22 protein-coding genes and 4 tRNA genes are annotated in these 22,214 nt (G+C 70.0%); 18 read left to right on the top strand and 8 right to left on the bottom strand.

Annotated elements, in window-relative coordinates; all coding sequences use genetic code 11:
* Positions 1-68: 68 nt before the first annotated feature.
* A complete protein-coding gene (locus tag OVA26_RS09900) occupies positions 69-1,265 on the bottom strand; it encodes a ribonuclease D (protein WP_268103991.1) in 1,197 nt (398 codons plus the stop codon).
* Positions 1,258-1,848, bottom strand: coding sequence for a DUF3000 domain-containing protein (locus OVA26_RS09895; RefSeq protein WP_056232378.1), 591 nt, complete (start codon positions 1,846-1,848; stop codon positions 1,258-1,260). Before OVA26_RS09895 ends, OVA26_RS09900 begins: the two co-directional genes overlap by 8 nt.
* Positions 1,849-1,873: 25 nt before the next feature.
* Here OVA26_RS09895 and OVA26_RS09890 point away from each other — a divergent pair, with 25 nt between their 5' ends.
* On the top strand, positions 1,874-3,079 hold the full coding sequence (locus OVA26_RS09890; protein WP_268103990.1) for an alpha/beta hydrolase family protein: 1,206 nt from the start codon (positions 1,874-1,876) through the stop codon (positions 3,077-3,079).
* A gap of 34 nt (positions 3,080-3,113) precedes the next feature.
* Here the strand turns inward: OVA26_RS09890 and OVA26_RS09885 are convergent, their stop codons facing one another.
* On the bottom strand, positions 3,114-3,554 hold the full coding sequence (locus tag OVA26_RS09885; protein ID WP_056231595.1) for a SufE family protein: 441 nt from the start codon (positions 3,552-3,554) through the stop codon (positions 3,114-3,116).
* A gap of 34 nt (positions 3,555-3,588) precedes the next feature.
* Positions 3,589-4,491: a sulfurtransferase gene (locus OVA26_RS09880; RefSeq protein ID WP_268103989.1), complete on the bottom strand. Its 903-nt coding sequence runs from the start codon at positions 4,489-4,491 to the stop codon at positions 3,589-3,591.
* Between the two features lie 118 nt (positions 4,492-4,609).
* Here OVA26_RS09880 and zapE point away from each other — a divergent pair, with 118 nt between their 5' ends.
* From zapE to OVA26_RS09850, 6 genes are all read left to right on the top strand, one after another.
* Positions 4,610-5,647, top strand: a complete 1,038-nt coding sequence (gene zapE, locus OVA26_RS09875) for a cell division protein ZapE (protein WP_268103988.1) — start codon at positions 4,610-4,612, stop codon at positions 5,645-5,647.
* Between the two features lie 165 nt (positions 5,648-5,812).
* Entirely contained in the window at positions 5,813-7,087 is a 1,275-nt protein-coding gene (locus OVA26_RS09870; RefSeq protein ID WP_056231608.1) for an ammonium transporter, read from the top strand.
* A gap of 73 nt (positions 7,088-7,160) precedes the next feature.
* Complete coding sequence (locus tag OVA26_RS09865) at positions 7,161-7,685, top strand: type II toxin-antitoxin system PemK/MazF family toxin (RefSeq protein WP_268103987.1); 525 nt, start codon at positions 7,161-7,163, stop codon at positions 7,683-7,685.
* 126 nt (positions 7,686-7,811) lie between these two features.
* Positions 7,812-8,192 (top strand): YbaB/EbfC family nucleoid-associated protein, encoded by a 381-nt coding sequence (locus OVA26_RS09860; RefSeq protein WP_056231611.1) that lies wholly within the window; start codon positions 7,812-7,814, stop codon positions 8,190-8,192.
* Entirely contained in the window at positions 8,182-8,502 is a 321-nt protein-coding gene (locus tag OVA26_RS09855; RefSeq protein WP_103209447.1) for a type VII secretion target, read from the top strand. Before OVA26_RS09860 ends, OVA26_RS09855 begins: the two co-directional genes overlap by 11 nt.
* Positions 8,502-9,758 carry a hypothetical protein gene (locus OVA26_RS09850; RefSeq protein WP_268103986.1) on the top strand — a complete coding sequence of 419 codons (1,257 nt, stop codon included), beginning with the start codon at positions 8,502-8,504 and terminating at the stop codon, positions 9,756-9,758. The genes OVA26_RS09855 and OVA26_RS09850 overlap by 1 nt, the downstream gene beginning before the upstream one ends.
* A gap of 229 nt (positions 9,759-9,987) precedes the next feature.
* Here OVA26_RS09850 and OVA26_RS09845 read toward each other — a convergent pair.
* Positions 9,988-10,060: transfer RNA gene (locus OVA26_RS09845), tRNA-Val, on the bottom strand.
* Positions 10,061-10,212: 152 nt separating this feature from the next.
* Here OVA26_RS09845 and OVA26_RS09840 point away from each other — a divergent pair.
* The 6 genes from OVA26_RS09840 to OVA26_RS09810 all read left to right on the top strand — a co-directional run bounded on the left by OVA26_RS09840 (position 10,213) and on the right by OVA26_RS09810 (position 13,872).
* Positions 10,213-10,285: transfer RNA gene (locus OVA26_RS09840), tRNA-Gly, on the top strand.
* Positions 10,286-10,351: 66 nt separating this feature from the next.
* A tRNA-Cys gene (locus OVA26_RS09835) sits at positions 10,352-10,422 on the top strand.
* A 27-nt stretch (positions 10,423-10,449) separates the two neighbouring features.
* Positions 10,450-10,524: transfer RNA gene (locus OVA26_RS09830), tRNA-Val, on the top strand.
* Between the two features lie 545 nt (positions 10,525-11,069).
* Positions 11,070-12,869, top strand: a complete 1,800-nt coding sequence (locus OVA26_RS09825) for a PPOX class F420-dependent oxidoreductase (RefSeq protein ID WP_326493363.1) — start codon at positions 11,070-11,072, stop codon at positions 12,867-12,869.
* A 186-nt stretch (positions 12,870-13,055) separates the two neighbouring features.
* A complete protein-coding gene (locus OVA26_RS09815; protein ID WP_056231622.1) occupies positions 13,056-13,439 on the top strand; it encodes a DUF7882 family protein in 384 nt (127 codons plus the stop codon).
* A 40-nt stretch (positions 13,440-13,479) separates the two neighbouring features.
* Positions 13,480-13,872, top strand: coding sequence for a TIGR03618 family F420-dependent PPOX class oxidoreductase (locus OVA26_RS09810; RefSeq protein WP_074694951.1), 393 nt, complete (start codon positions 13,480-13,482; stop codon positions 13,870-13,872).
* Positions 13,873-13,875: 3 nt separating this feature from the next.
* Here OVA26_RS09810 and OVA26_RS09805 read toward each other — a convergent pair whose 3' ends face one another.
* The gene (locus tag OVA26_RS09805; RefSeq protein WP_143017853.1) at positions 13,876-15,027 is read right to left on the bottom strand and encodes an SLC13 family permease; all 1,152 of its coding nucleotides are present in this window, start codon (positions 15,025-15,027) and stop codon (positions 13,876-13,878) included.
* An 82-nt stretch (positions 15,028-15,109) separates the two neighbouring features.
* Between OVA26_RS09805 and thrS the strand changes: the two genes are divergently transcribed.
* From thrS to OVA26_RS09790, 3 genes are read left to right on the top strand one after another with little or no spacing between them, the layout of a single operon-like run.
* Positions 15,110-17,095, top strand: coding sequence for a threonine--tRNA ligase (thrS, locus tag OVA26_RS09800; RefSeq protein WP_268103985.1), 1,986 nt, complete (start codon positions 15,110-15,112; stop codon positions 17,093-17,095).
* Positions 17,095-17,715, top strand: a complete 621-nt coding sequence (locus tag OVA26_RS09795; protein WP_268103984.1) for an HIT family protein — start codon at positions 17,095-17,097, stop codon at positions 17,713-17,715. Before thrS ends, OVA26_RS09795 begins: the two co-directional genes overlap by 1 nt.
* 56 nt (positions 17,716-17,771) lie before the next feature.
* Positions 17,772-18,377: a hypothetical protein gene (locus tag OVA26_RS09790; RefSeq protein ID WP_074694948.1), complete on the top strand. Its 606-nt coding sequence runs from the start codon at positions 17,772-17,774 to the stop codon at positions 18,375-18,377.
* Positions 18,378-18,405: 28 nt separating this feature from the next.
* Here the strand turns inward: OVA26_RS09790 and pdxY are convergent, their stop codons facing one another.
* Together pdxY and OVA26_RS09780 are read right to left on the bottom strand one after the other, a co-directional pair.
* Positions 18,406-19,257, bottom strand: coding sequence for a pyridoxal kinase PdxY (gene pdxY, locus OVA26_RS09785; RefSeq protein WP_268103983.1), 852 nt, complete (start codon positions 19,255-19,257; stop codon positions 18,406-18,408).
* Complete coding sequence (locus tag OVA26_RS09780; protein WP_268103982.1) at positions 19,254-20,594, bottom strand: aminotransferase class I/II-fold pyridoxal phosphate-dependent enzyme; 1,341 nt, start codon at positions 20,592-20,594, stop codon at positions 19,254-19,256. Before OVA26_RS09780 ends, pdxY begins: the two co-directional genes overlap by 4 nt.
* Before the next feature lie 117 nt (positions 20,595-20,711).
* On the opposite strand from OVA26_RS09780, the gene pdxS reads away from it, so the two are divergent.
* Both pdxS and pdxT read left to right on the top strand, forming a co-directional pair.
* Positions 20,712-21,596, top strand: coding sequence for a pyridoxal 5'-phosphate synthase lyase subunit PdxS (pdxS, locus tag OVA26_RS09775; protein ID WP_268103981.1), 885 nt, complete (start codon positions 20,712-20,714; stop codon positions 21,594-21,596).
* A complete protein-coding gene (gene pdxT / locus OVA26_RS09770; RefSeq protein WP_268103980.1) occupies positions 21,586-22,206 on the top strand; it encodes a pyridoxal 5'-phosphate synthase glutaminase subunit PdxT in 621 nt (206 codons plus the stop codon). Before pdxS ends, pdxT begins: the two co-directional genes overlap by 11 nt.
* Positions 22,207-22,214: the final 8 nt, after the last annotated feature.

Here is a 22,214-nt window from a genome sequence, read left to right as displayed (position 1 = left end):
GCCTCCATAGTTTGGGATGACCCCAGCCTAGGAAGAGGCGAATCCGCCGCAGAATCGGTTGTCCGAACCTACGAATCCGTTCCGGACACGTCGTCATCGGCATTGAGGGAAGCTACAAAACTATCGGCGATCACCTGTGAGGTCTGGTCAATCTGCCACGGCCGCGCCCCCAGCTGCGCGAGAGCCTCCCCGATGGCCTCGGCGGTCGTCTCGGCGGGCGGCGCCCAGGCGAGACGACGCAGCGTCTCGGGCGTGAGAAGGTTCTCGGTCGGCATCCGGAGCTCCTCCGCCCGCGCCTCGACGGCCGGACGCGCCTTCTTCAGCCGGCGATCGGCCTCGGGATTGCGATCGGCCCACGCGCGCGGCGGAGGCAGCGTGTCGCTCGGGACGCGGTCCGCCGGCAGGTCCGTCGCCTCGCGTCCGGCGACGATCGCGTTCCACCAGCGATCGAGCTGCGTGCGGCTTGCCCGGCCGTTGAATTCCTTGACGCCCGCGAGAGCCTGTTTGCTCGCGGGATCGGCGAGGACGGCGGCCACCAGCGCGCGGTCGGGCACGAGACGCCCGGGGGCGACATCCTGCTCGCGGGCGTAGTCCTCGCGCGCCTGCCACAGCGAACGGGCGACGGCCAGCGACCGGCGACCGCGCACGCTGTGCAGGCCGCTCAGGCGCCGCCATGGGTCGTCACGAGGAGGCTTCGGCTCGCGATCGAGCACGGCCTGGAACTCCTGCCTCGCGATCTCGGTCTTGCCCTGCTCGGTGAGCTCGGCATCCAGCACGTCACGCACGTCGATCAGGTGCTCGACGTCGAGGGCCGCGTATTCGAGCCAGGATGCCGGCAGGGGGCGCGTCGACCAGTCCGCGGCCGAGTGGGCCTTGGCCAGGGTGATGCCCAGCGTCTGCTCGACGACGGCCCCGAGACCGACCCGCTCGTGCCCGAGAAGGCGCGAGCCGAGCTCGGTGTCGAAGATGCGCGGCGGCTCGAGACCCCGCTCGCGCAGCGACGGCAGATCCTGGCTCGCGGCGTGGAACACCCATTCGACGTCGCCGATGGCGTGCTGCAACGGCGAGAAGTCCTCGATCGTGGAGGGGTCGAAGAGGAAGACCCCGGCCTCGCGCCGGAACACCTGGATCAGGTACGCGCGCTGCGAATACCGGAACCCCGAGGCGCGCTCGACGTCGACCGCGACGGGACCGCTCCCCGCGGCCAAGGTCTCGCACGCGGCGAGGAACCCCGCGGCATCCTCGATGACGATGTACTCAACCACGCGTGGGCCTCCGGGCTCCGAGAACAGCGACGCCCTCCGACCCCGGGGGGAGGCCGGCGAGCATGCACACGAGCTCCGCCCACGCCTCGAGGTGCGGGCGGAAGGGACCGCGCGGCGACCATGACGCGCGAAGTTCGATCTGCGACCCCTCACCCTGGGCTGCCAGGGCGCCGAAGCCGGTGGAAAGGGTCTTGGTGGCGGTGCCCGACTCCGAGTGGCGCTGCGCCCCGCGCGAATCCAGCGCGTCGATCAGCCACGACCAGGCGACCTCGGCCAGCAGGGGGTCGACCCCGATCTCGGGTTCGAGAGGGGCCTGCGCGAAGCACACGATGCGCCACGCACCGCCCCACGGCTCGGGCTCTTCGGGGTCGTGGAGCAGGATGAACCGTCCCGTGCCGAAGGGGGAGTCGGTCGCGTGCTCCTCGGGGCGGACATCGCCGGCGAGAGCGAGCGAGAAAGGAGCCAAGCCCGAGGGCGAGGGGATCTGCCGGACGACCAGATCGTCGCGGAAAGCCGTGTCGCGCACCTCTTCGACGGCTCGCGCGAAGGGGCTGTCGGCCTCCGCCGGGCGCTGGTCACTCACGGCCACAGACTAGAGTGAGGCCTCGATGAACGCTCCCAGGCGCGCCGCGGGTCCTCGCGCATCGCAGCGCACGAACCCCGGCCTCCGCGTCACGCTCTCGGCTCTCGGCGTCGCCCTCGCGGCCTCCGCGACCGCTCTCGGGGCGGTCTCGCTGCGCGTCGCCCGGACGGTCGTCCGTCCCGCCGGACGACGCCCCGACACGCGCATCGTGCGTCTGGACGCCGCCGCGCAGACCATCACGCTCGGGCGCTCTCCCGACACGGTGCTGCCCGGTCGTTACGGTCTCTTCACCGTCGGATCGGCCGATTACCTGCGGGTCGGCTCGATCGTCGGCGAGGACGAGGACACCGTCACCCGCAAACTCCTCACCCACGTACCCGCGGACGGAGACCTCGCCGCCGAGGCGGCCTTCAGCGGGTGGTACTTCGACAAGCCGGGCGACCTGCTCCTGCCGTTTCAGTCGATCGACATCGATACCGGAGTGGGCGCATGCCCCGCGTGGGAGTTCCCCGCCCACGGCGACACCGACGTCTGGGTCATCCAGGTGCACGGCCGCGGCACGACCCGGTCCGAGACCCTGCGCGCCGTGCCCGTGTTCCACGCGCTCGGCATCTCGAGCCTCGTGGTCTCGTACCGCAACGACGGCGACGCCCCGCGCAGTCCATCCGGCACCTACGCCCTCGGCGCGACCGAATGGCGCGACGTCGACGCGGCGATCGGCTACGCCCGCCGTCAGGGGGCTCGTCGCGTGCTGCTGATGGGCTGGTCGATGGGCGGAGCGTTGTCGCTGCAGGCCGCGCTCGAGTCGCCGCACGCCGACGTGATCGCCGGCCTCGTCCTGGATTCGCCGGTGGTCGACTGGCGGACGGTGCTGAACTTCCAGGGGCGCGCGATGCGCCTGCCCGCACCCGTCATCGCACTCGCAGAACGCACGCTCGCCTCGAACTGGGGGGCCACGGCGCTACGCAGCGGCGAGCCCATCCCTCTCGACCGTCTCGACGGGGTCTCCCGGGCGGCCGAGCTGCGGCATCCTGTCCTCATCCTGCACAGCGACGACGACGGCTTCGTCCCCGCCGACGCCTCGCACGCGCTGGCGCAGGCGCGCCCCGACCTCGTCACGATGGAGACGTTCACGGTCGCCCGCCACACGAAGCTGTGGAACTACGACGAGACCCGATGGACCACCGCGATCCAGGACTGGGTCCGCGGACAGGGGCTCGCGCGGGACTGATCCGGGATGCCGGCACCCCGGCGACCCGCGCGGCTCAGGCGTCGCGCTTCGCGCGCACCTGGCGTTTGGCGCGCATGAGCATCCCGGTCATGCCCGCGATGCGCAACGGACTCACGGCGCGCGTCAGACCGATGCTCTGCGGGAAGTCGTCGGGCACCGCGAGCACCTCGTCGGCGGACAACCCCGTGAGCCCCTGCGACAGGATGCTCGCGAATCCGCGCGTGGTCGGCGCTTCGGCGGGAGCCGTGGCGTGCATCGCGACCCGGTCGGCGTCGTCGACCGTGACGATGATGTATACCGGCGACTGGCACTCGACGACGCGCTCGCGCATCTCGGGGTGGTCGGCGTACTCCGCCGGGACCTCGGGCAGCTCCTGCGAGAACTCGAGCAGCAGCTGCAGGCGATCGGGCTCGTCGAGCTCGAGGAACTCGTCGCGGATCTCGGCGAGGCGGGCGGGGAGGGCGTTGTCGGACATCACCGTCATCCTCCCACGCCCGCGTCGACCGGGATCAGCGCGAGGGGACCTCGCCGGGCTCGGCACCCGCGACGATCGGCACGCGGACCGCGCTGCCCCACTCGGTCCACGAGCCGTCGTAGTTGCGGACGTCGTCGAAGCCCAGCAGGTGCTTGAGCACGAACCAGGTGTGGCTCGAGCGCTCACCGATGCGGCAGTACGCCACGATCTTGTCGCCGTCGGCCAGGCCGGCTCCGTCGCGGTAGATGGCATCCAGCTCTTCACGCGACTTGAACCCGCCGTCCTCGGCCACGGCCTTGCCCCACGGCACGCTCTGCGCGCTGGGGATGTGGCCGGCGCGGAGGGCGCCCTCTTCGGGGTAGGCGGGGGCGGTGGTGCGCTCGCCCGAGTACTCCTCGGGGGAGCGGACGTCGATCAGCGGGTTGCCGAGGTGGGCGAGCACGTCGTCCTTGTACGCGCGCAGCACCGAGTCGTCGCGCTCGACGACCGGGTAGTCGGTGGGTTCGACGACCGTCTTGTCGGTCGTGATCGGGCGGCCCTCGGCGATCCACTTGTCGCGGCCCCCGTCGAGCAGGCGCACGTCCTCGTGACCGAAGAGCGAGAAGACCCACAGGGCGTACGCCGCCCACCAGTTGTTCTTGTCGCCGTAGATCACGACGGTGTCGTCGCGCGAGATGCCCTTTCGGCCCAACAGCTCGGCGAATCCCGCGCCGTCCACGTAATCGCGGACGACGGGATTGTTGAGCTCGGTGTGCCAGTCGACCTTCACGGACCCCGGGATGTGCCCCGTCTCGTACAGCAGCACGTCCTCGTCGGACTCCACGACCACGAGTCCCGGCTGCCCGAGACGCTCCTGGAGCCACTCGCCCGTGACGAGACGGCCGGGCTCGGCGTAGTCGGCGAACTTGGGGGACGTGGTGTCGAACTCGACGGTCACGGGGACTCCTCGGTCAAGGCGGTGGATGGCGCGGCATAGGGTGGACACCGCACCATCGACCCTAGATCCGCGGCATGGGGCACGCACCCTCCCCGTAAGACTTGGACACAGGACGGCCATGACCTCCACTCCCGCCACGACCGGCCTCATCCACCTCACCGAACGCGAGCCGGCCGTCTCGGGCGCCGACATGGTGAACGCCCTCGTTCCGCCTCCCCAGTTCGATGGAGCGACCTTCGAGTCGTACCGCGCCGACGACGCCTATCCCTCGCAGCAGGAGGCGAAGGAGCTGCTGCAGGAGTTCGCCGGTCGACAGGCGGCTCCGGCCAAGAAGGGCGGCTTCTTCCGCCGCGCCGAGAAGGTGGCCCCCGTCAAGCCGGGCGTCTACCTCGACGGCGGATTCGGCGTCGGAAAGACCCACCTCCTCGCGGCGATCTATCACGCGATGCCCGCCCGCCGGAAGTACTTCGGATCGTTCATCGAGTACACGGCCCTCGTGGGGGTCCTCGGCTACGCCAAGGCCGTCGAGCTGTTCCGCGGTTCGGACCTCCTCTGCATCGACGAGTTCGAACTCGACGACCCGGGCGACACGATGGTCATGACGCGCCTGCTCGGCGAGCTCGTGGCATCCGGAACCCGGCTCGCCGCGACCTCGAACACCCCGCCGAACGCGTTGGGCGAGGGGCGCTTCGCGGCGCAGGACTTCTTGCGCGAGATCCAGTCGATGGCCGACAGCTTCCGCACGATCCGCATCGACGGCACCGATTTCCGTCAGCGCGCGATCGACGGAGAAGCGAAGGTCCTGTCCGACGAGGGGTATCGACAGGCGATGGATGCCGCCGCCGCCGGCGCCGTGGCATCCGACGACTCCTTCCTCGACCTCGTCGGCCACCTCGCACGGGTCCACCCGTCGCGCTTCATCCGCCTGATCGACGGGGTCGATGTGATCGGCCTGCGCGACGTGCAGGTCCTGCACGATCAGTCGGCCGCGCTGCGCCTGGTCGCGTTCGTCGACCGCGCCTACGACGCGCAGATCCCGATCCGGGCGACGGGCGTGCCCCTGAACACGGTGTTCAGCGAAGAGATGCTCGGCGGCGGATACCGCAAGAAGTACCTGCGCGCGGTCTCGCGACTCGTGGCGCTGACGCACTCCTGAGGCGAGTTCATCGCCGGTTCGCGGGCGCAGGAAACGCGATGTTTACCGGAGCGGCCCGCCTGTAACGCCCCCGAAACACGGGGCGAACGGCGGCGGAACCGAGGCTGTGGACACTGAGGGGACCCGACGCTTTACCTGCGTCCCTGCAGAGAGGTTCCCTCCGAGATGGATCAAGGCAACACCGCATTCATCCTGATAGCAGCGGCACTCGTGCTGCTCATGACGCCAGGACTCGCGTTCTTCTACGGCGGTCTCGTCAAGGCCAAGAGCGTCATCAGCATGATGATGATGAGCTTCGGCGCGATGGGCCTCATGGGCGTCCTGTGGGTGCTCTACGGCTACGCGATCGCGTTCCCCGCGACCGACGCCGGGGTCACCAACGCTCCGTGGCACATCGATGGCACCGACTTCGGCCTCGCCAACGTGCTCACCACCCCCGAGGGCGCCGCGTACCCGCCGCTCGCCTTCGTCGCCTTCCAGGCCACGTTCGCCATCATCACCGTCGCCCTCGTCTCGGGCGCGATCGCCGACCGCGCCAAGTTCGGCGCGTGGATGATCTTCGCCGGCATCTGGGCCACGGTCGTCTACTTCCCCGTGGCGAGCTGGGTCTTCAACTTCGGCCTCGCCGAGGACGGCACCTTCAGCTACGGCGGCTGGATCACGCACGGTCTGCAGGATGTGTTCGGCGTCGGCGCGATCGACTTCGCCGGTGGTACCGCGGTCCACATCAACGCCGGTGCGGCTGCCCTCGCTCTCGCCCTGGTGCTCGGAAAGCGCGTCGGGTTCCAGAAGGGCGCCCACGTCCCTCACAACCCGCCGTTCGTCCTCCTCGGTGCGGGTCTGCTGTGGTTCGGCTGGTTCGGCTTCAACGCCGGTTCCGAGCTCGCCGCCGACAACACCGCCGCCCTGGCCTTCGTCAACACGATCGCCGCTCCCGCCGCGGCCCTTCTGTCGTGGCTGATCGTCGAGAAGATCAAGGACGGCAAGCCCACCTCGGTCGGCGCCGCCTCCGGTGCCGTCGCGGGTCTCGTCGCGATCACCCCGGCCTGCGCCGCGCTGACGCCGATCTGGGCCATCGTGCTGGGCCTGCTCGCCGGCGCGATCTGCGCCCTCGCCATCGAGCTGAAGTTCAAGCTCGGCTTCGATGACTCGCTCGACGTGGTCGGCATCCACCTCGTCGGTGGTCTGCTCGGAACGCTCTACCTCGGCATCTTCGCCAACACGAGCGGCCTCATCTACAGTGGCTCGTTCAACCAGCTGATCGTCCAGGCGATCGCGGCCCTCGCGGTGCTGGTCTACTCGTTCGTGCTCGCCTTCATCATCGGCTTCGCGATCGAGAAGACGATCGGCTTCCGCGTGAAGAACGAGGACGAGATCGCCGGCATCGACACCGTCGTGCACGGCGAAGAGGGCTACGTCCTCTCCGACGTCCGCGCCTGATACCCGCCCGACCCCGAACGGGGCGTCGCCGATTCGTCGGCGGCGCCCCGTTCCGCGTGCCTAGGGTGTGGGTATGGGAACCGCTTCTCGTCTGCTGTCCGCCGTGCTGGGCATGTTCCGGTCGACGCCGGCGGCTCCGCCCGTTCGTCGTTCCGCCCCCGTCACGCCGACCGCGCGCCCCTCGGCCCCGAGCGGGAGCGAGACCGTCGAGATCGATCCGCCGCGGCGGCTCACCCTGTCGTACGCGCCGAAACGCGACAACGCCCCCGACGGGGGCGAGATCGTCTGGACGTGGGTTCCCTACGAGGAGCGCGACGGGCGTGGAAAGGATCGGCCGGTCCTCGTCATCGGTCGAGCGGATGCCACCCGCTCCTACGCCGTGCGACTCACCAGCAAACCGCACGACGGCGACCGGCAGTACCTGTCGCTGGGCACGGGGGAGTGGGATCCCCAGCGTCGTCCCTCGTGGATCGACATCGAACAGCTGTATCTGGTCCATGACGCGGGGATGCGCCGGGAGGCAGCGGCCCTGGACCGCGCACGGTTCGACGCCGTCGCCGCCGCTCTCGCCGCGCGCTACGGCTGGTCGCGCGGCTGACTCTCTGCGTCCATCGCGAACCGGACGAGGAACTGTTCGTGAGAGCTACGTGAGATTCCTCTCATCTACCGGGTTTTCTTGATGCGAACCGTTCGTTCTCGGCGCCCGGGTCGATAAATTTCTGCCGTGCCGTTGGATCCCGAAGAGTCGTTTGCGCAGGTCGAAGCCGACGTTCGTCGTGCCGAGCTGCGCGCCGCGCAGATGCCGGCCTTCGAGGCGACGGTCGCTTCGGTGCGCGGCACCGGTCGTTCTCGCGGTCGCGACGTCATCGCCCAGGTGGACTCGGGCGGCCGGGTCGTCGATCTGCGGCTGAGCGAGGCGGCCCTGGCCCGCGGCGCGCAGCGACTGTCCGCCGAGATCCTCTCGACCATCCGTCACGCCGAGGCCGACGCCCGCGAGAGCACTCTCCGCGCGGTGAGCGAGCTGCTCGGCGCCGACGATCCCATCGTCGCGCAGTTGCGCGACACCGAACCCGCCTCACCCGAGAGGACTCTTCATGGCCGATGACATCGCCGTCGACTTCGATCGACTCCGACAGCACGCCGCATTCGTCGATTCCCTCGTGGGAGACGTCGGATCGGCGCTCTCCGTCCTCCGCGGCGGCAACCTGCTCCCCGAAGCCTTCGGACTTTTGTGCGCCTTCCTCGTTCCCCCGGGACTCGCGCTGTCGGCAGCCGCCACCGGCCTGCTCGGCGAGGACCAATCACTGCTCATGCGCACCGCCGGAGAGCTGCGGCAGACCGCCGACCAGTGGGAGCAATTCGAGAGCGACACCATCGCGACCATCCGATCGCTCGAGTCTGCGATGGGGGTCTGATGAGCACCGTTGTCGCCCCCGGCACCACCTTCTCGGGGAGCCGTGTCATCGAGTCGGGTCGAGCCCTCGCCGAGGCCGTCAAGAGCGGCAACTGGCTCGACGGAGGAATGGCCTTCCTCGACACCCTGGGTGATGCGGCCGCTGCCCTCACCGACCCCATCGGCACGTTGACCGCGTGTGGTCTCGGATGGGTGATGGAGCACCTCAAGCCTCTCAGCACCTGGCTCGACCAGCTCGCCGGCAGCGCCTCCAACGTCGCCTCCGTCGCGTCGCAGTGGGTCTCTGCCGGGTCGTCGATGAGACAGGCGGGCGCCGACCTCACCCGACGGTTGAGCGACCTCGAGGGCATGACCGGCGGCAGCATCACCGCCTACGTGCGGTTCGCCACCGACGCGGCGAAGCACCTCGGTGCGTCGGGCGAATGGGCCGAGGCCGCGGCCAGCGGACTCACCTCCGCCTCCACCCTGGTGACGAAGATGCAGGGCGTCGTCAAGTCGGCGATCTCCAAGGTCGTCGCAACCGCCATCGAGGCCATGGCGGTCGTTGCCGCCTCGTTCGGTCTCGGCATGGGCTACGCGATCGCGCGCGTCGTGATGAAGGTCAATGAGATGGTGAACAAGGTCGTGCGGCCTCTGCGCGCCGTGCTCGGGTCGATCAAGGCCCTCACCGGGCTCGTGCAGCAGCTTCGCGGCGTCTTCGACCGCACGTCGACCACGACCGCTGCGGCCCTGCAGAACAGCGCCCAGACCATCCGCATCGACTCGGGGACCGTCGTCGACGCATCGGACGCCACCCGCTACGGAAACAGCGCGGCCCACGACCTCACCGTCAAGGGTCAGCGTGCCGACGGGGTCGTCTACCGCCCCTTCGCTGTGTCGGGCGAGCACGCCTCGGGGGACTTCCACCTCAGCGGCTCCGGGGGCCTATCCGGCGCCCCCACGCCCGACGGAGCCGTCATCGGCCAGGCCTCGCTCGGCGGGTCCGGTGGCGCGGGCGGTTCGCTCGGTGGGCTGACCGGTCTCGATGCGAAGACCTTCGCCGGCGTCCACAGCGGAAGCACCGGCGCGCTCATCGGCGGGACCACCGGGGGAGCGGCCATGGCCGCGACCTCGATGTCGGCCGCGCAGGGCACCGGCCCCGGCGGTCTGCGACCCCCGATGACGGGGGCGGGTACGCAGCACGGTGCAGGAGCCGGCAGCCGACAGAAGCTCGGTCAGCGCCGCCGCGATCTTCGCGTGGTCATCGAAGACGACTGACCCGCGACTCGACGACGCCCCGGCGTCCGGCCTCACGACGGCCGGGTGCCGGGGCGTTACCACGTGGGGCGCGAATCGGCAGGGGCCGACGAGCGGCCGCCCCGACCGGCATGGGTCTACGGCCAGTTGGCCCGGGACGCCGAGCGGGCGGTGCGCCGACGATCTGCGACCACGGGCGCCAGCCCAGGGAAGAAACAGAAAACCCCCGGAAGGACCGGGGGTGAAACTGTGGGCGATGCCGGACTCGAACCGACGACCTCTTCCGTGTGAAGGAAGCGCGCTACCAACTGCGCCAATCGCCCTCATCCCGAACGGGACTTATCGATCGTACCGGATGCCGAGAGGTGCTTCGAACCACGAGGAGAGGACACGCGCGGGGCGCGCGCCGTTTTGCACCCGCGCTCAGATCGGGTAATGTCTTACGAGTGCTCGGGGCAAGCCCCGGGAACGAAATGCGGATGTAGCGCAGTTGGTAGCGCACAACCTTGCCAAGGTTGGGGTCGCGAGTTCGAGTCTCGTCATCCGCTCGAGTGGAGGGATCTCCGTCTGGGAAACCGACGGAGAATTACGACACGTGGGTCGAACCACATCACGGTGGCGTGGCCGAGCGGCTAGGCACCGGCCTGCAAAGCCGTTTACACGGGTTCGAATCCCGTCGCCACCTCAACTCACAATAGAACAGCCTGTATAGGCGCGATTGGCGCAGCGGTAGCGCGCTTCCCTGACACGGAAGAGGTCACTGGTTCGATCCCAGTATCGCGCACCACCTGAAGAAGCCCCCGGTTCGCCGGGGGTTTCGTCGTTTCCGGACCACCTCGCACAGGCCGCCGCAGCCCGAGCGGTCGACAGGCGACACCTGCGGCCGGCGATCCTCGACGCGAAGACACGCCACCGCGCACGCGCGGGCTCGACGCGGCGGCGCTCCGGCACGGCGAACGCGACGCGTAGCGGTTCGCATCCCGAAGCACGGGGCTTCTCGCCGCTCCGCTCACTGCGCACGGGCCGAGGAAGGGCCGAGAGGTGCGCCGGGCGGGGCGAAGATCCGGGGTGGTCGTTCCCGCCGCCAGTAAGGGGGGCTGCGGAGTGCCTGGCGACGGGAACGAGACGAGACTATGCCGTGTCCACCGTTTGGGGGACACGTTCGGCGCAGTCTTGCGCTGTCCTTGCGCTGATCTTGCGCTGGCTTTGAGGTCCGCGGACCGGCTTGCACAGCGGGGCCATGGGTGCGGCTCAGTAGGGTGGCCAGACGCCTCCGCCACCCCCGCGGGCAGGCGCGACGCACCGCTTCGGCGGAACAGGAAGCGAGAACGCGTGACGAGCGAAGCCCCCCTCTTCACCCCGCCGACGGGCCCCATCCGCGGACGCCGCGACGGTGCGGTGCTGCGGGCCAGTGGCATCCCGTATGCACGCGCGGAGCGCTTCGGTCGTCCCCTCCCTCTGCCGGACCGGGCCACCGACGACGTCTTCGATGCCCTCGAGCCCTCGCCCGCCGCCCCGCAGGCGCCCACCCCGCTGATCGACGCTCTCGGCGACCAGACCGGCGGCCTCCCGATCCGCGAGGAGTGCCAGCACCTCTCGATCACCGTTCCGGCCGACCGCGGCGACGCGGATCCCGCGCTGCCCGTGATGGTGTGGGTGCACGGCGGTGGCTACACCAGCGGTGCGGGCGATCTGCCCGTCTACGACCCCGCCGTCCTCGCGTCCGAGCAGCACGTCGTCGTCGTCACGGTCACCTACCGGCTCGGCGTGCTCGGCTATCTCGGTGACGAGGCGGAGCGTCCTGCCAACCTCGGGCTCCTCGATCAGCTCGCCGCCTTCGAGTGGGTCCAGCGCAACATCTCGGCGTTCGGGGGAGACCCGGACCGCGTGACGGCGTTCGGACAATCCGCGGGCGCCGACGCCGTGCTTCACCTCATGGCCGTCGACCGCGCTCGGGGGCTGTTCTCGCGCGCCATCGTGCAGAGCGCACCCATGGGCACTATGGGTGCGCGCGCCGGCCTCACGGCGGCGATGAGCGCGGCGACCGCGCAGCTTAGCCCGGCGACCCCGTCGGACGATCTGATGCACCTCCAGGCGGACGCGATGCAGGCCGCGCGCGGTTTCGGACGGTTCTCCCTGATGCCCTTCGCTCCGCAGCCCGGGTTCGACCCCCTGCCTCCCCACGGCGAGATCGCCGAGAGGTGGCTCGAGGGGGCCGCACGCATTCCCCTGCTGATCGGGGTCACCGCCGAGGAGACGCGGCTGTTCCTTCCCGGCGTGACGGCCCTGGACGGGTTGCGCGCCGTGCCGCTGCTGCACGCCCTCGCCTCCACGGTCCTCGACACCGCGATGAACGCGGTCGTCTACGGCCGCCCGGCCCGTCGCCTCGCCCGCGACTACCGCAGGGCGGGAGGGACGGCGCTGCGCTACGTCTTCCGGTGGCGGGCGAACGACCTCTACCGCGCCTCCCACGCGATCGAGGTGCCCTTCGTCTTCGGTACCGAGTCGACCGGGCCGCAGCTCGCGCCCTACGCCGGCGCGCGCCCCGACGAGATCACCGATGTCGGCCGGAGCGTCCGTGCGCTCTGGGGCGGCTTCGCGCACGGGCGCATCGAGGAGATGGCATCCGTTCCCGGGGTTCTCGATCTGTTCGGACCTCGCGGCGGGCCGTCGGCGCAACCCATCGCCGCCGCTGCGACCGCCCAGTACGGTGAGACCATGACCGTCCCCGACACCCTGTGGCGCGAGATCGCGGCCTCGTCCTTCGTCTCGCTCGGCACCTATCGCCGCAACGGAGCCCTCGTGGCGGTCCCGGTGTGGGTCGCGCGCGACGGCGACGAGCTGGTCGTGACGAGCGAGCGGTCCACGGGCAAGGTGAAGCGTCTGCGCAACGATTCGCGCGTGACCCTGCAGCCCTGCAGCAGGATGGGCGCCGTCGAACCGGATGCCATCCGCGTCGAGGCGCACGGCCGGATCGCCGGCCCCGCCACGGACGACGCTCGCGCCGACGCCGCCCTCAAGCGCAAGTACGGCTTCCAGTACCGCGCGATCCTCGGCTTCGAGGCGTTCGTGCGTCGTCTGCAGCGCAAACCCGGCGACCGCGTCATCATCCGCATCTCGCGCGACACCTGATTCGCGGCATCCCTCCGCCTTTCTCCCGGCTTTATCCCGAAACCGCAATCTCCCGCAAGGGGGTTTGCGTGAACGTCGATCCCGAGAGACGGTGCACGCAGAGAAAGCGGTCGCCGCCCCCCGACCTCAGCGTTCGACTTCTCGCCGAGAGGCGCCGGGCCGCGGGCGGCACCGACGGGAGTCACCATGGGCAAGTTCATCTACGACGGCAACATCAAGGTCGATTTCGAGGACCGGCTGCTCGCGCACCTGCAGGCGGTGATCATGGCGAAAGTGCGTCGCGGCGAGAGCTTCCCGTTCACCTGGAAAGACGACATCAGCACGGGCGGGGGGCGCACGACGGTCTACATCCACCCGTACGTGTCGCTGGTGTTCAAGTTCCACGGCAGTCGAACTCCGCAGCTGAGCACCGCGTGGCTGCACGCGCTGACCTACAACGCGAACTCCGGCCGCGGCCTGTACGTCGTCACCGAGCCCGACGAATTCGTTCCGCGCGAGAGCAGCCGTCGCGAGGAAATGGTCTTCAGCGAGGTGCCGAACGATCAGGCCCCGCATTCCGTCGGGTCCTGACCGGGGAATGGATGCCGCCACCCCGGCGGTTGCACCGAGCATGAGCGACTGGACCCGCACCAAGCCGTACTTCGAGACCGACGCCGTCGCGCACCTCGCGACGCTCATGCGCGACGGGTCGCCGCACTCGATCCCGCTCTGGGTCGGAGTCGACGGGGACCGCCTGATGCTGTTCACCGAGGTCGACACCCTGAAGGACCGCAACCTTCAACGTGACCCGCGCGTGGCCGTCTCGGTCACCGCCGCCGACAACAGTTACTCGATGGCGTTCGTGCGCGGGGTGGCCGTCGAACGGATCGACGGCGACGAGGCCCTGCCCTACGTCGACCGGATCTCGCGGCTGTACACCGGCGAGGCGTACGGTCTGCGAACGGGCCTGGCCGTGTGGTTCATCGAGCCCCACAAGGCCTGGTCGCGAACGTACGAGGACTGACACTCACCAGACGAGCGGCAGGACCCCGAGGAACAGGATCAGCGGCGCGATGATCGCGCCGAGCAGGATGAACCGACTCCACCGCACCTCGATGCCCGCGGCGACCAGGCGGTCGTGCCAGAGGAGGGTGGCCAGTGACGCCCACGGCGTGACGATCGGCCCGGCGTTCACGCCGATCAGCAGCGCCGCGAGGCGCGCGGGGGAGCCCGCCACCGACTCGAGGGCGAGGTAGGCGGGGAGGTTGTTGATGCCGTTCGCCGCGAGGGCTCCGACACCCGCCAGCTGCCACAGCGACACCAGGTCATCTCCGGAACCGGCGAGCACCGAGGTGATGCGCCCGATCCCCAGGGCCTCGAGCGCCCCGACGGCGAGGAACAGGCCCCCCGCGAACACCAGCAGCGACCAGGGCACCAGACGGATGCCGAGAGCCCGCGGCGCGCGCCAGGCGAACGCCGCGATGAGCACCACCGCGGCGGCCGTGGCCGGCATCCACGGTTCGAGCCCGACGACCAGCAGGGGCAGCAATGCAACCGTCACCACCGCGGAGATGCGCAGGAGGACGCGGTCGGACACGTCCGGGGCGGTCGCATCGGGGTAGGTCTTCGGCAGCCGGCGGAGGAACACGACCGTCAGCACGACGACCGAGACCACGATCGCGATGAGCGCCGACGGCCCGAGGAGCGCGAGGAAGGCGATGGGGTCGTGGCCCCCGCCCAGGGCATCGGATGCGAGCAGGTTGGTCAGGTTCGACACCGGCAGCACCAGAGACGCGGTGTTCGCGAGCACGACGGTGACGAACGCGAAGGGGAGCGGATTCAGCTTTCGCGCCACCGCCATCGCCACCACCACGGGGGTCAACAGAACAGCGGTGGTGTCGAGGGAGAGGAACGCCGTGGCGACGGTGGCCAAAGCCACGACCAGCACCCACAACAGCGCCGTGCGCCCGCGGGCGAGCTTCGCCAACCGCGCGGCCACGACGTCGAAGAGCCCCGCCTTCGAGGCGAGTTCGGCGACGATCGTCACGGCCACGACGAACAGCAGGATGGGCCAGACGCGGTCGGCGACGGCGAGAGCGGCGTCGGCGGGGAAGACGCCGGTGAGCAGCGCGATGATCCCGAGGACCCAGAGCACGCCGCCGATGATGGCCAAAGTCACCGCTCCACTATGGGGCACGTTGCGTGCCGTCGAGACCACGCCCGCCCGGTAGCCTGGAAACGACCCCTTCAGGAGATGTTCTGTGACTGATTTCCCCGCCGATGGCTTCGCCCTCTTCCCCGACCGTTCGGTCGTCGCTCTGCGCGTCAACGGGGAGCTGAAAGACCTGGCCACGACCGTGACGGCCGACGACCAGGTGGAGCCGGTCACGATCGACAGCGCCGACGGCCTCTCGATCCTGCGCCACTCGACCGCACACGTCCTCGCGCAGGCCGTGCAGCGTGTCAAGCCCCAGGCCAACCTGGGCATCGGCCCGCCCGTCACCGACGGCTTCTACTACGACTTCCAGGTCGACGAGCCCTTCACCCCTGATGACCTCAAGGTCATCAAGAAGGAGATGGAGCGCATCGTCCGCGAGAACCAGCGCTTCGTGCGTCGCGTCGTCACCGACGACGAGGCCCGCGCCGAGCTGGCCGACGAGCCGTTCAAGCTCGAGCTCATCGGGCTCAAGGGCGGCTCGGCCGAGGCCGCGGAGGGCGCGTCCGTCGAGGTCGGCGCCGGCGAGCTGACCATCTACGACAACGTCACCCGCGACGGCGAGACCGCGTGGAAAGACCTGTGCCGCGGACCCCACGTGCCCGGCACGCGCCTCATCGGCAACGGCTGGGACCTCACCCGCATCGCCGGCGCCTACTGGCGCGGCAGCGAGAAGAACCCCCAGCTGCAGCGCATCTACGGCACCGCATGGCCCACCAAGGACGAACTGCGCGCCTACCAGCACCGCCTCGAAGAGGCGGCCAAGCGCGACCACCGCAAACTCGGCAAGGAGCTCGACCTCTTCTCGTTCCCCGACGAGATCGGTCCGGGGCTGTCGGTGTTCCATCCCAAGGGCGGCATCATCCGCTACGAGATCGAGCGTTACATGCGCGAGCGCCTGCTCGCGAGCGGCTACGAGGTCGTGAACACCCCGCACATCACCAAGGGCGACCTGTTCATGACGAGCGGCCACCTGCAGTGGTACGCCGACGGCATGTACCCCCCGATGGTGCTCGACGAGGTGACGGATGCCGACGGGCACGTCTCGCGCGAGGGCCAGGAGTACTACCTCAAGCCCATGAACTGCCCGTTCCACAATCTGATCTTCCGCTCGCGCGGACGCAGCTACCGCGAGCTGCCGCTGCGCCTGAGCGAGTTCGGATCGGTGTACCGCTACGAGAAGAGCGGAACTCTCTCGGGCCTCACGCGCGTGCGCGGCATGACCCAGGACGACACCCACATCTACGTCACCGCCGACCAGGTGAAGGGCGAGCTGACCCACAGCCTCGACTTCGTGCTGCAGACCCTGCGCGACTACGGCCTGAACGACTTCTACCTCGAGCTGTCGACGAAGGAGGAGGGCAACCCGAAGTTCATCGGCGACGACGCCCTCTGGACCGAGGCGACCGAGACACTCCGCGAGGTCGCCGAGGCGTCGGGCCTCGAGCTCGTGCCCGACCCGGGTGGGGCCGCGTTCTACGGCCCCAAGATCTCGGTGCAGGCGCGCGACGCGATCGGGCGCACCTGGCAGATGTCGACCATCCAGCTCGACTTCAACCAGCCCGAGCGCTTCGAGCTCGAGTACACCGGCCCGGACGGCGAGAAGCACCGCCCCGTGATGATCCACCGCGCCCTCTTCGGCTCGGTCGAGCGCTTCTTCGCGATCCTGCTCGAGCACTACGCTGGCGCGTTCCCGGTGTGGCTCGCCCCCGTGCAGGTCGTGGCCGTTCCCGTGGCCGCCGAGTACGGCGACTACCTGCAGGGCATCGTCGCCGACCTCAAGACCAAGGGCGTGCGCGCCGAGGCCGACCACAGCGACGACCGCATGCAGAAGAAGATCCGCACGCACACCACGCAGAAGGTGCCGCTCATGCTGATCGCTGGAGAGCAGGACCGCTCCAACGGCACGGTCTCGTTCCGCTTCCGCGACGGCACGCAGCTCAACGGCATCCCGGTCGATGAGGCCGTCGCGCGCATCACGGGCGCGATCGCCCAGCGCACCCTCGTGAACACCGCGGAGGACCTGGCGTGATGAGCGATCCGGATGCCGTCGGGGCGGGCTCGTCGTCGGATTCCGCTACGACGCGCGCCGTCGACGGGTCCGGGTCGCACACGGCCGATGCGGAACTCGTCGACGCCGCGACCCTTCCCGGCGTGCCCGACGAGTTCCAGCGCCTGTGGACGCCGCACCGCATGGCCTACATCTCGGCCGGGCGCGAGCCGATGGAGAAGACCTGTCCGTTCTGCGCCGCGCCCGACAAGAGCGACGAGGACGGGCTGATCGTCGCGCGGGGGAAGATGGCGTACGTGCTGCTGAACCTGTTCCCGTACAACTCCGGTCACCTGCTGGTGTGCCCGTACCGCCACATCGCGACGTACGACCAGGCCACCGACGAAGAGGTCGCCGAGATCGGCGCGCTCACCCAGCGCGGCATGAGGGTACTGCGCGCGGTGTCGAACTGCGACGGCTTCAACCTCGGTATGAACCAGGGAGCGATCGCGGGGGCGGGTGTCGACGCGCACCTGCACCAGCACATCGTTCCCCGGTGGGCGTCGGATGCCAATTTCTTCCCCATCATCGCGAAGACCAAGGCCCTGCCGCAGCTGCTCGGCGACGTGCGCCGGGCGGTCGCCGACGCCTGGGAAGTGTGAAACGGGTTATCCACAAGCCCCACTCCCGGGCCGGGCGTTCTCGCTACCGTGACGGTATGAACGCTCGGACTCGCCCTCTGGTTCTCTCCCTCACTCTCGCTGCCGTGCTCCTCGCGACGACGGCGTGCATCCCGCTGCCGAGCCCCCTGGGGCCGGACGGTGCCGAGGGGCGGCCGACGTCCGCTCCGGACGCGGCGCAGAGTCCCGCGCCCGAGGAGTCGACCACGGTCGACCCCGACGACGTCGGCGACGTCTTCGCGGAGCGCGAAGAGTACTTCCGCGAGCAGCAGCTCCCGATGGACGGTTCCCCCTTGGTCGCGGTGACGCCCGCCCAGAAGGAGTTCATCGCCGAGCAGCGCGCCTACGTCGAGCAGCAGGGGTCGACGTGGACGGCGACTGACGAGAGCCTCGCCCTCGCCCTGGCGGGCGACGCGTGCGAGACGGCGATCCTGAATCGCCACCAGATCGACGCCACGACCATGAGCACGCACGTGGCCACCTCGCCGCTGTTCGCCCAGCTCATTCCGAGCGACCTTCAGGGCGCCGCGCGCACGCAGGCCGAGAAGCCGATCGCGAGCGTCATGGTCTTCGGCGCGACCTTCATGTGCCCCGCGGACGGCGAGCAGTGGCTCGCCGCCTACCAAGAGGTCTACGGGGGCTGAGCCTGAGGTCCGGCGCTCGCGCCTCGGCTTAGCGCACCTGACGGACGGCGAACTGCAGGCGCGGGTGCGCGTACGCCTCCTGCGATTCCACGAGTCGGAGTTCGCGCGAGCCGGCCTCGAACGTGTTCGAGAGCAGGTCGAAGACGCTGGATGCCGTGCGCGCGAGCGCATCGGCTGCGTCGCCGGTGCGGCGGTAGTGCGCCGTGAACAGCGCCGCCGTGACGTCCCCCGAGCCGTTCGCCTTCATGGGGATCAGGGGCGTCTGCACGATCCACGCCCCGGCATCGTCGACGACCATCATCTCGATGGTCTCGGGCGCGCGGTCGGGGCGCTCAACGCTCGTGACGAGCACCGTCCGCGGGCCGCGGGCGCGCAGCATGTCGGCGGACTCGAGCGTCGAGTCGATGCTGCCGGGCTCGGTGTCGGTGAGGAAGCCGAGCTCGAACTGATTCGGGGTCAGGATGTCGGCGACCGGCACGACGCGCTCGCGCAGCAGCACCGGGATCGCGGGCGCCACGAAGCACCCCGATTTGGCGTTGCCCATGACGGGGTCGCAGGCGTACACGGCATCCGGGTTCGCCTTCTTCACCCGCGCGACCGCGTCGATGATGACGTCGGCGATGCCCTCGCCGCCCTGGTATCCCGAAAGCACCACGTCGATTTCGGGGAAGACGCCGCGGTCTTCGATGCCCTGGATCACGGCGGCGACGTCATCGGGGGCGATGAGCGGACCGCGCCACGCGCCGTAGCCGGTGTGGTTGGAGAAGTTCACGGTGTACACCGGTAGCACCTCGACGCCGATGCGCTGCAGGGGGAAGACGGCGGCCGAGTTGCCGACGTGTCCGAACGCGACGGCCGACTGGATCGAGAGAACCTTCATGCGTCGATCCTCCCACTTCGTCCTGATCCGCGAAGCACGCCCGCGGCACGCGCGAGGTCGTCGGCAAGGGCACCGGCCGAGGTCTCGTCGAGGTCGTGGACGGTCAAGCGCAGGAACGCACCGGCCGGGTCGGGGGAGAGGAAGAACGGATCCCCCTCGCGCACCAGCCAGCCGCGGCGCATGAGCTCTACGCGCACCACCGCGGCCGGAACCGGCAGCGGCACCCACAGGTTGAGACCGTCGCCCGGGGACACCGGTAGCCCCCGCTCGGTGAGGGCGGCCGCGAACGCCGCGTTGCGCGCGGCGTAATGCTCGGCGGCCGCCTCGATTCCGGCGCGCACGGCGTCGTCGGTGACGAGGGCGAGGGTCATGCGCTGCAGGATGTGGCTCACCCAGGTGGTGCCGGGCGTGAGGCGTACGGCGAGGCCGTCGGCGGTGTCGGGATCGGATGCCGTGACCGCGAGGCACGTGTCGGGTCCGAGGAACTTCGACATCGAGCGGATACGCGCCCATCGGCGCTGCGCGGGCCCGATGACGGAGTGCAGGGGAGCGCGGGACAGCAGGGAGAAGTGGTCGTCCTCGATCACGAGGACGTAGGGGTGCTCCGCGAGGACGTCGCGCAGCGCCGCGGCGCGTTCGGCGCTGAGACTGGCCCCCGTGGGGTTGTGCGCGCGGGGCGTGCAGATCACCGCGCGAACGCCGGCGTCCAGGGCCGCGCGCAACCCGTCGACGGTCATGCCCTCGGCATCCACCGCCACCGGAACCGCACGGTACCCGCCGGTGCGGACCGTGTGCAGGGCCGAGAGGAAGCACGGGTCTTCGAGCGCCACGGCGTCGTCGCGCTGCAGGGCCTGGGCGAGCAGGCGCTCGATCGCATCGCTCGCGCCGCTCGTCACGGTGATCAGCAGGTCGTCGTGGGGGAGGTGGTCGGACATCCAGCCGCGGGCCCACGCCTCCAGGCCCGGGTCGATAACCGGCTCGCCGTAGAGGACCGGTCGGGCTGAGCGCGCCAGGGCGGCCGTCGGGTCGGGGATGAGTGCGGGGTCGGGGTTGCCGGTGCCCACGTCGCGCAGCACCGTGTCGGGCGCGTACCCCTCCTGCGCGACGGCCGTGCGGTCCGCCACGCGCGTGCCGCTTCGACCGCGGGCCTCGACCAGACCTGCCTGGGCGAGTTGCCGGTAGGCGGCGACGACGGTGTTGCGGTTGACGCCGAGGTCGCCGGCGACGGCGCGCACGGAGGGCAGCAGCGTGCCTGGAGGGAGCTCGCCGCGCTCGATGCGCTCGCGCAGATCAGCGGCGATGGCCGATGCCGAACGCCCGGTGATGTCGATGGTCATAGGCCCCCCTGGGTCACGAACAGCCTATGTCCTGAGCCGTGCTACGGTTTGGCCTAAGCCAATTATCGCGCCCCGAAGCGCGGAAGCACGCGCCGCACGGCGCGGAACGGAGTGGACATGACCGACACCGGAACCTCCCGCGTCAAGCGCGGTCTCGCCGAGATGCTCAAGGGCGGCGTGATCATGGACGTCGTCACCGCCGAGCAGGCGCGCATCGCCGAAGACGCCGGCGCCGTCGCCGTCATGGCGCTCGAGCGCGTGCCCGCCGACATCCGCGCCCAGGGCGGCGTCGCGCGCATGAGCGACCCCGACCTGATCGACGACATCATCGCCTCGGTCTCGATCCCCGTCATGGCGAAGGCCCGCATCGGCCACTTCGTCGAGGCGCAGATCCTGCAGGAGCTCGGCGTCGACTACATCGACGAGTCCGAGGTGCTCTCGCCCGCCGACTACGTCAACCACATCGACAAGTGGAACTTCACCATCCCCTTCGTCTGCGGGGCGACCAACCTCGGCGAGGCCCTGCGTCGCATCACCGAGGGCGCGGCGATGATCCGTTCCAAGGGCGAGGCCGGCACGGGCGACGTGTCGGAGGCGACCAAGCACATCCGCACGATCCGCAGCGAGATCAACGCCCTGCGCGCCAAGACCAAGGACGAGCTCTACGTCGCGGCGAAGGAGCTGCAGGCGCCCTACGACCTCGTCGCCGAGATCGCCGAGACCGGCGAGCTGCCCGTCGTGCTCTTCACCGCCGGGGGAGTGGCCACTCCGGCCGACGCCGCCATGATGATGCAGCTCGGCGCCGACGGCGTGTTCGTGGGCTCCGGCATCTTCAAGTCGGGCAACCCCGCACAGCGCGCAGCGGCCATCGTGAAGGCGACGACCTTCCACGACGACCCCAAAGTCGTGGCCGAGGCGTCGCGCGGACTCGGCGAGGCGATGGTCGGCATCAACGTCGCCGACCTCCCCGCCCCGCACCGCCTGGCCGAGCGTGGTTGGTAACACCCCTCGCGTCGGAGTGCTCGCGCTGCAGGGCGACGTGCGCGAGCACCTCGCCGTGCTGCGCGGGCTCGGCGCCGACGCGCAGCCCGTGCGTCGACCCGACGAGCTCGCCGCCGTGGAGGGCTTGGTCCTCCCCGGCGGCGAGTCGAGCGTGATTGACAAGCTCGCCCGCGCCTTCGGTCTGTTCGACCCGATCCGCGCGGCGATCGCCGACGGCATGCCCATGTACGGCACGTGCGCGGGGCTCATCCTGCTCGCCGACCGCATCGACGGCGCGATCACGGGCCAGCAGACGTTCGGCGGCATCGACGCGCGCGTCGCGCGCAACGCCTTCGGCAACCAGACCGCGTCGTTCGAGACCGAGCTCGACGTGCCCGTCCTGGGCGAGCCGCCGGTGCACGCGGCATTCATCCGGGCGCCCGCGGTCGTCGAATGGGGACCGGATGCCGAGCCCCTGGCATCCCTCCCCGATGGGCGCGTCGTGGCGATCGAGCAGGGCGTGCTGATGGGCACCGCGTTCCACCCCGAATCGACCGGGGAGACGCGCTTCCACGAGCGGTTCCTGGACCACGTCACGAGCAGACGCGGGATGAGCGTGCCCGCGCTCTAGACTGGAAG

Origin of the sequence: Microbacterium sp. SL62 (assembly GCF_026672635.1) — a bacterium.
Classification (GTDB): domain Bacteria; phylum Actinomycetota; class Actinomycetes; order Actinomycetales; family Microbacteriaceae; genus Microbacterium; species Microbacterium testaceum_A.
The sequence above is the reverse complement of the archived record's forward strand: the minus strand, read 5'-3'. Positions and strand labels throughout refer to the sequence as shown.

Coding starts and splice junctions, on each gene's coding strand:
- OVA26_RS09890 (WP_268103990.1), top strand. CDS start 1,874: ATGAACGCTCCCAGGCGCGCCGCGGGTCCTCGCGCATCGCAGCGCACG.
- OVA26_RS09885 (WP_056231595.1), bottom strand. CDS start 3,554: ATGTCCGACAACGCCCTCCCCGCCCGCCTCGCCGAGATCCGCGACGAG.
- zapE (WP_268103988.1), top strand. CDS start 4,610: ATGACCTCCACTCCCGCCACGACCGGCCTCATCCACCTCACCGAACGC.
- OVA26_RS09870 (WP_056231608.1), top strand. CDS start 5,813: ATGGATCAAGGCAACACCGCATTCATCCTGATAGCAGCGGCACTCGTG.
- OVA26_RS09865 (WP_268103987.1), top strand. CDS start 7,161: ATGGGAACCGCTTCTCGTCTGCTGTCCGCCGTGCTGGGCATGTTCCGG.
- OVA26_RS09855 (WP_103209447.1), top strand. CDS start 8,182: ATGGCCGATGACATCGCCGTCGACTTCGATCGACTCCGACAGCACGCC.
- OVA26_RS09850 (WP_268103986.1), top strand. CDS start 8,502: ATGAGCACCGTTGTCGCCCCCGGCACCACCTTCTCGGGGAGCCGTGTC.
- OVA26_RS09815 (WP_056231622.1), top strand. CDS start 13,056: ATGGGCAAGTTCATCTACGACGGCAACATCAAGGTCGATTTCGAGGAC.
- OVA26_RS09810 (WP_074694951.1), top strand. CDS start 13,480: ATGAGCGACTGGACCCGCACCAAGCCGTACTTCGAGACCGACGCCGTC.
- OVA26_RS09795 (WP_268103984.1), top strand. CDS start 17,095: ATGAGCGATCCGGATGCCGTCGGGGCGGGCTCGTCGTCGGATTCCGCT.
- OVA26_RS09790 (WP_074694948.1), top strand. CDS start 17,772: ATGAACGCTCGGACTCGCCCTCTGGTTCTCTCCCTCACTCTCGCTGCC.
- pdxY (WP_268103983.1), bottom strand. CDS start 19,257: ATGAAGGTTCTCTCGATCCAGTCGGCCGTCGCGTTCGGACACGTCGGC.
- OVA26_RS09780 (WP_268103982.1), bottom strand. CDS start 20,594: ATGACCATCGACATCACCGGGCGTTCGGCATCGGCCATCGCCGCTGAT.
- pdxS (WP_268103981.1), top strand. CDS start 20,712: ATGACCGACACCGGAACCTCCCGCGTCAAGCGCGGTCTCGCCGAGATG.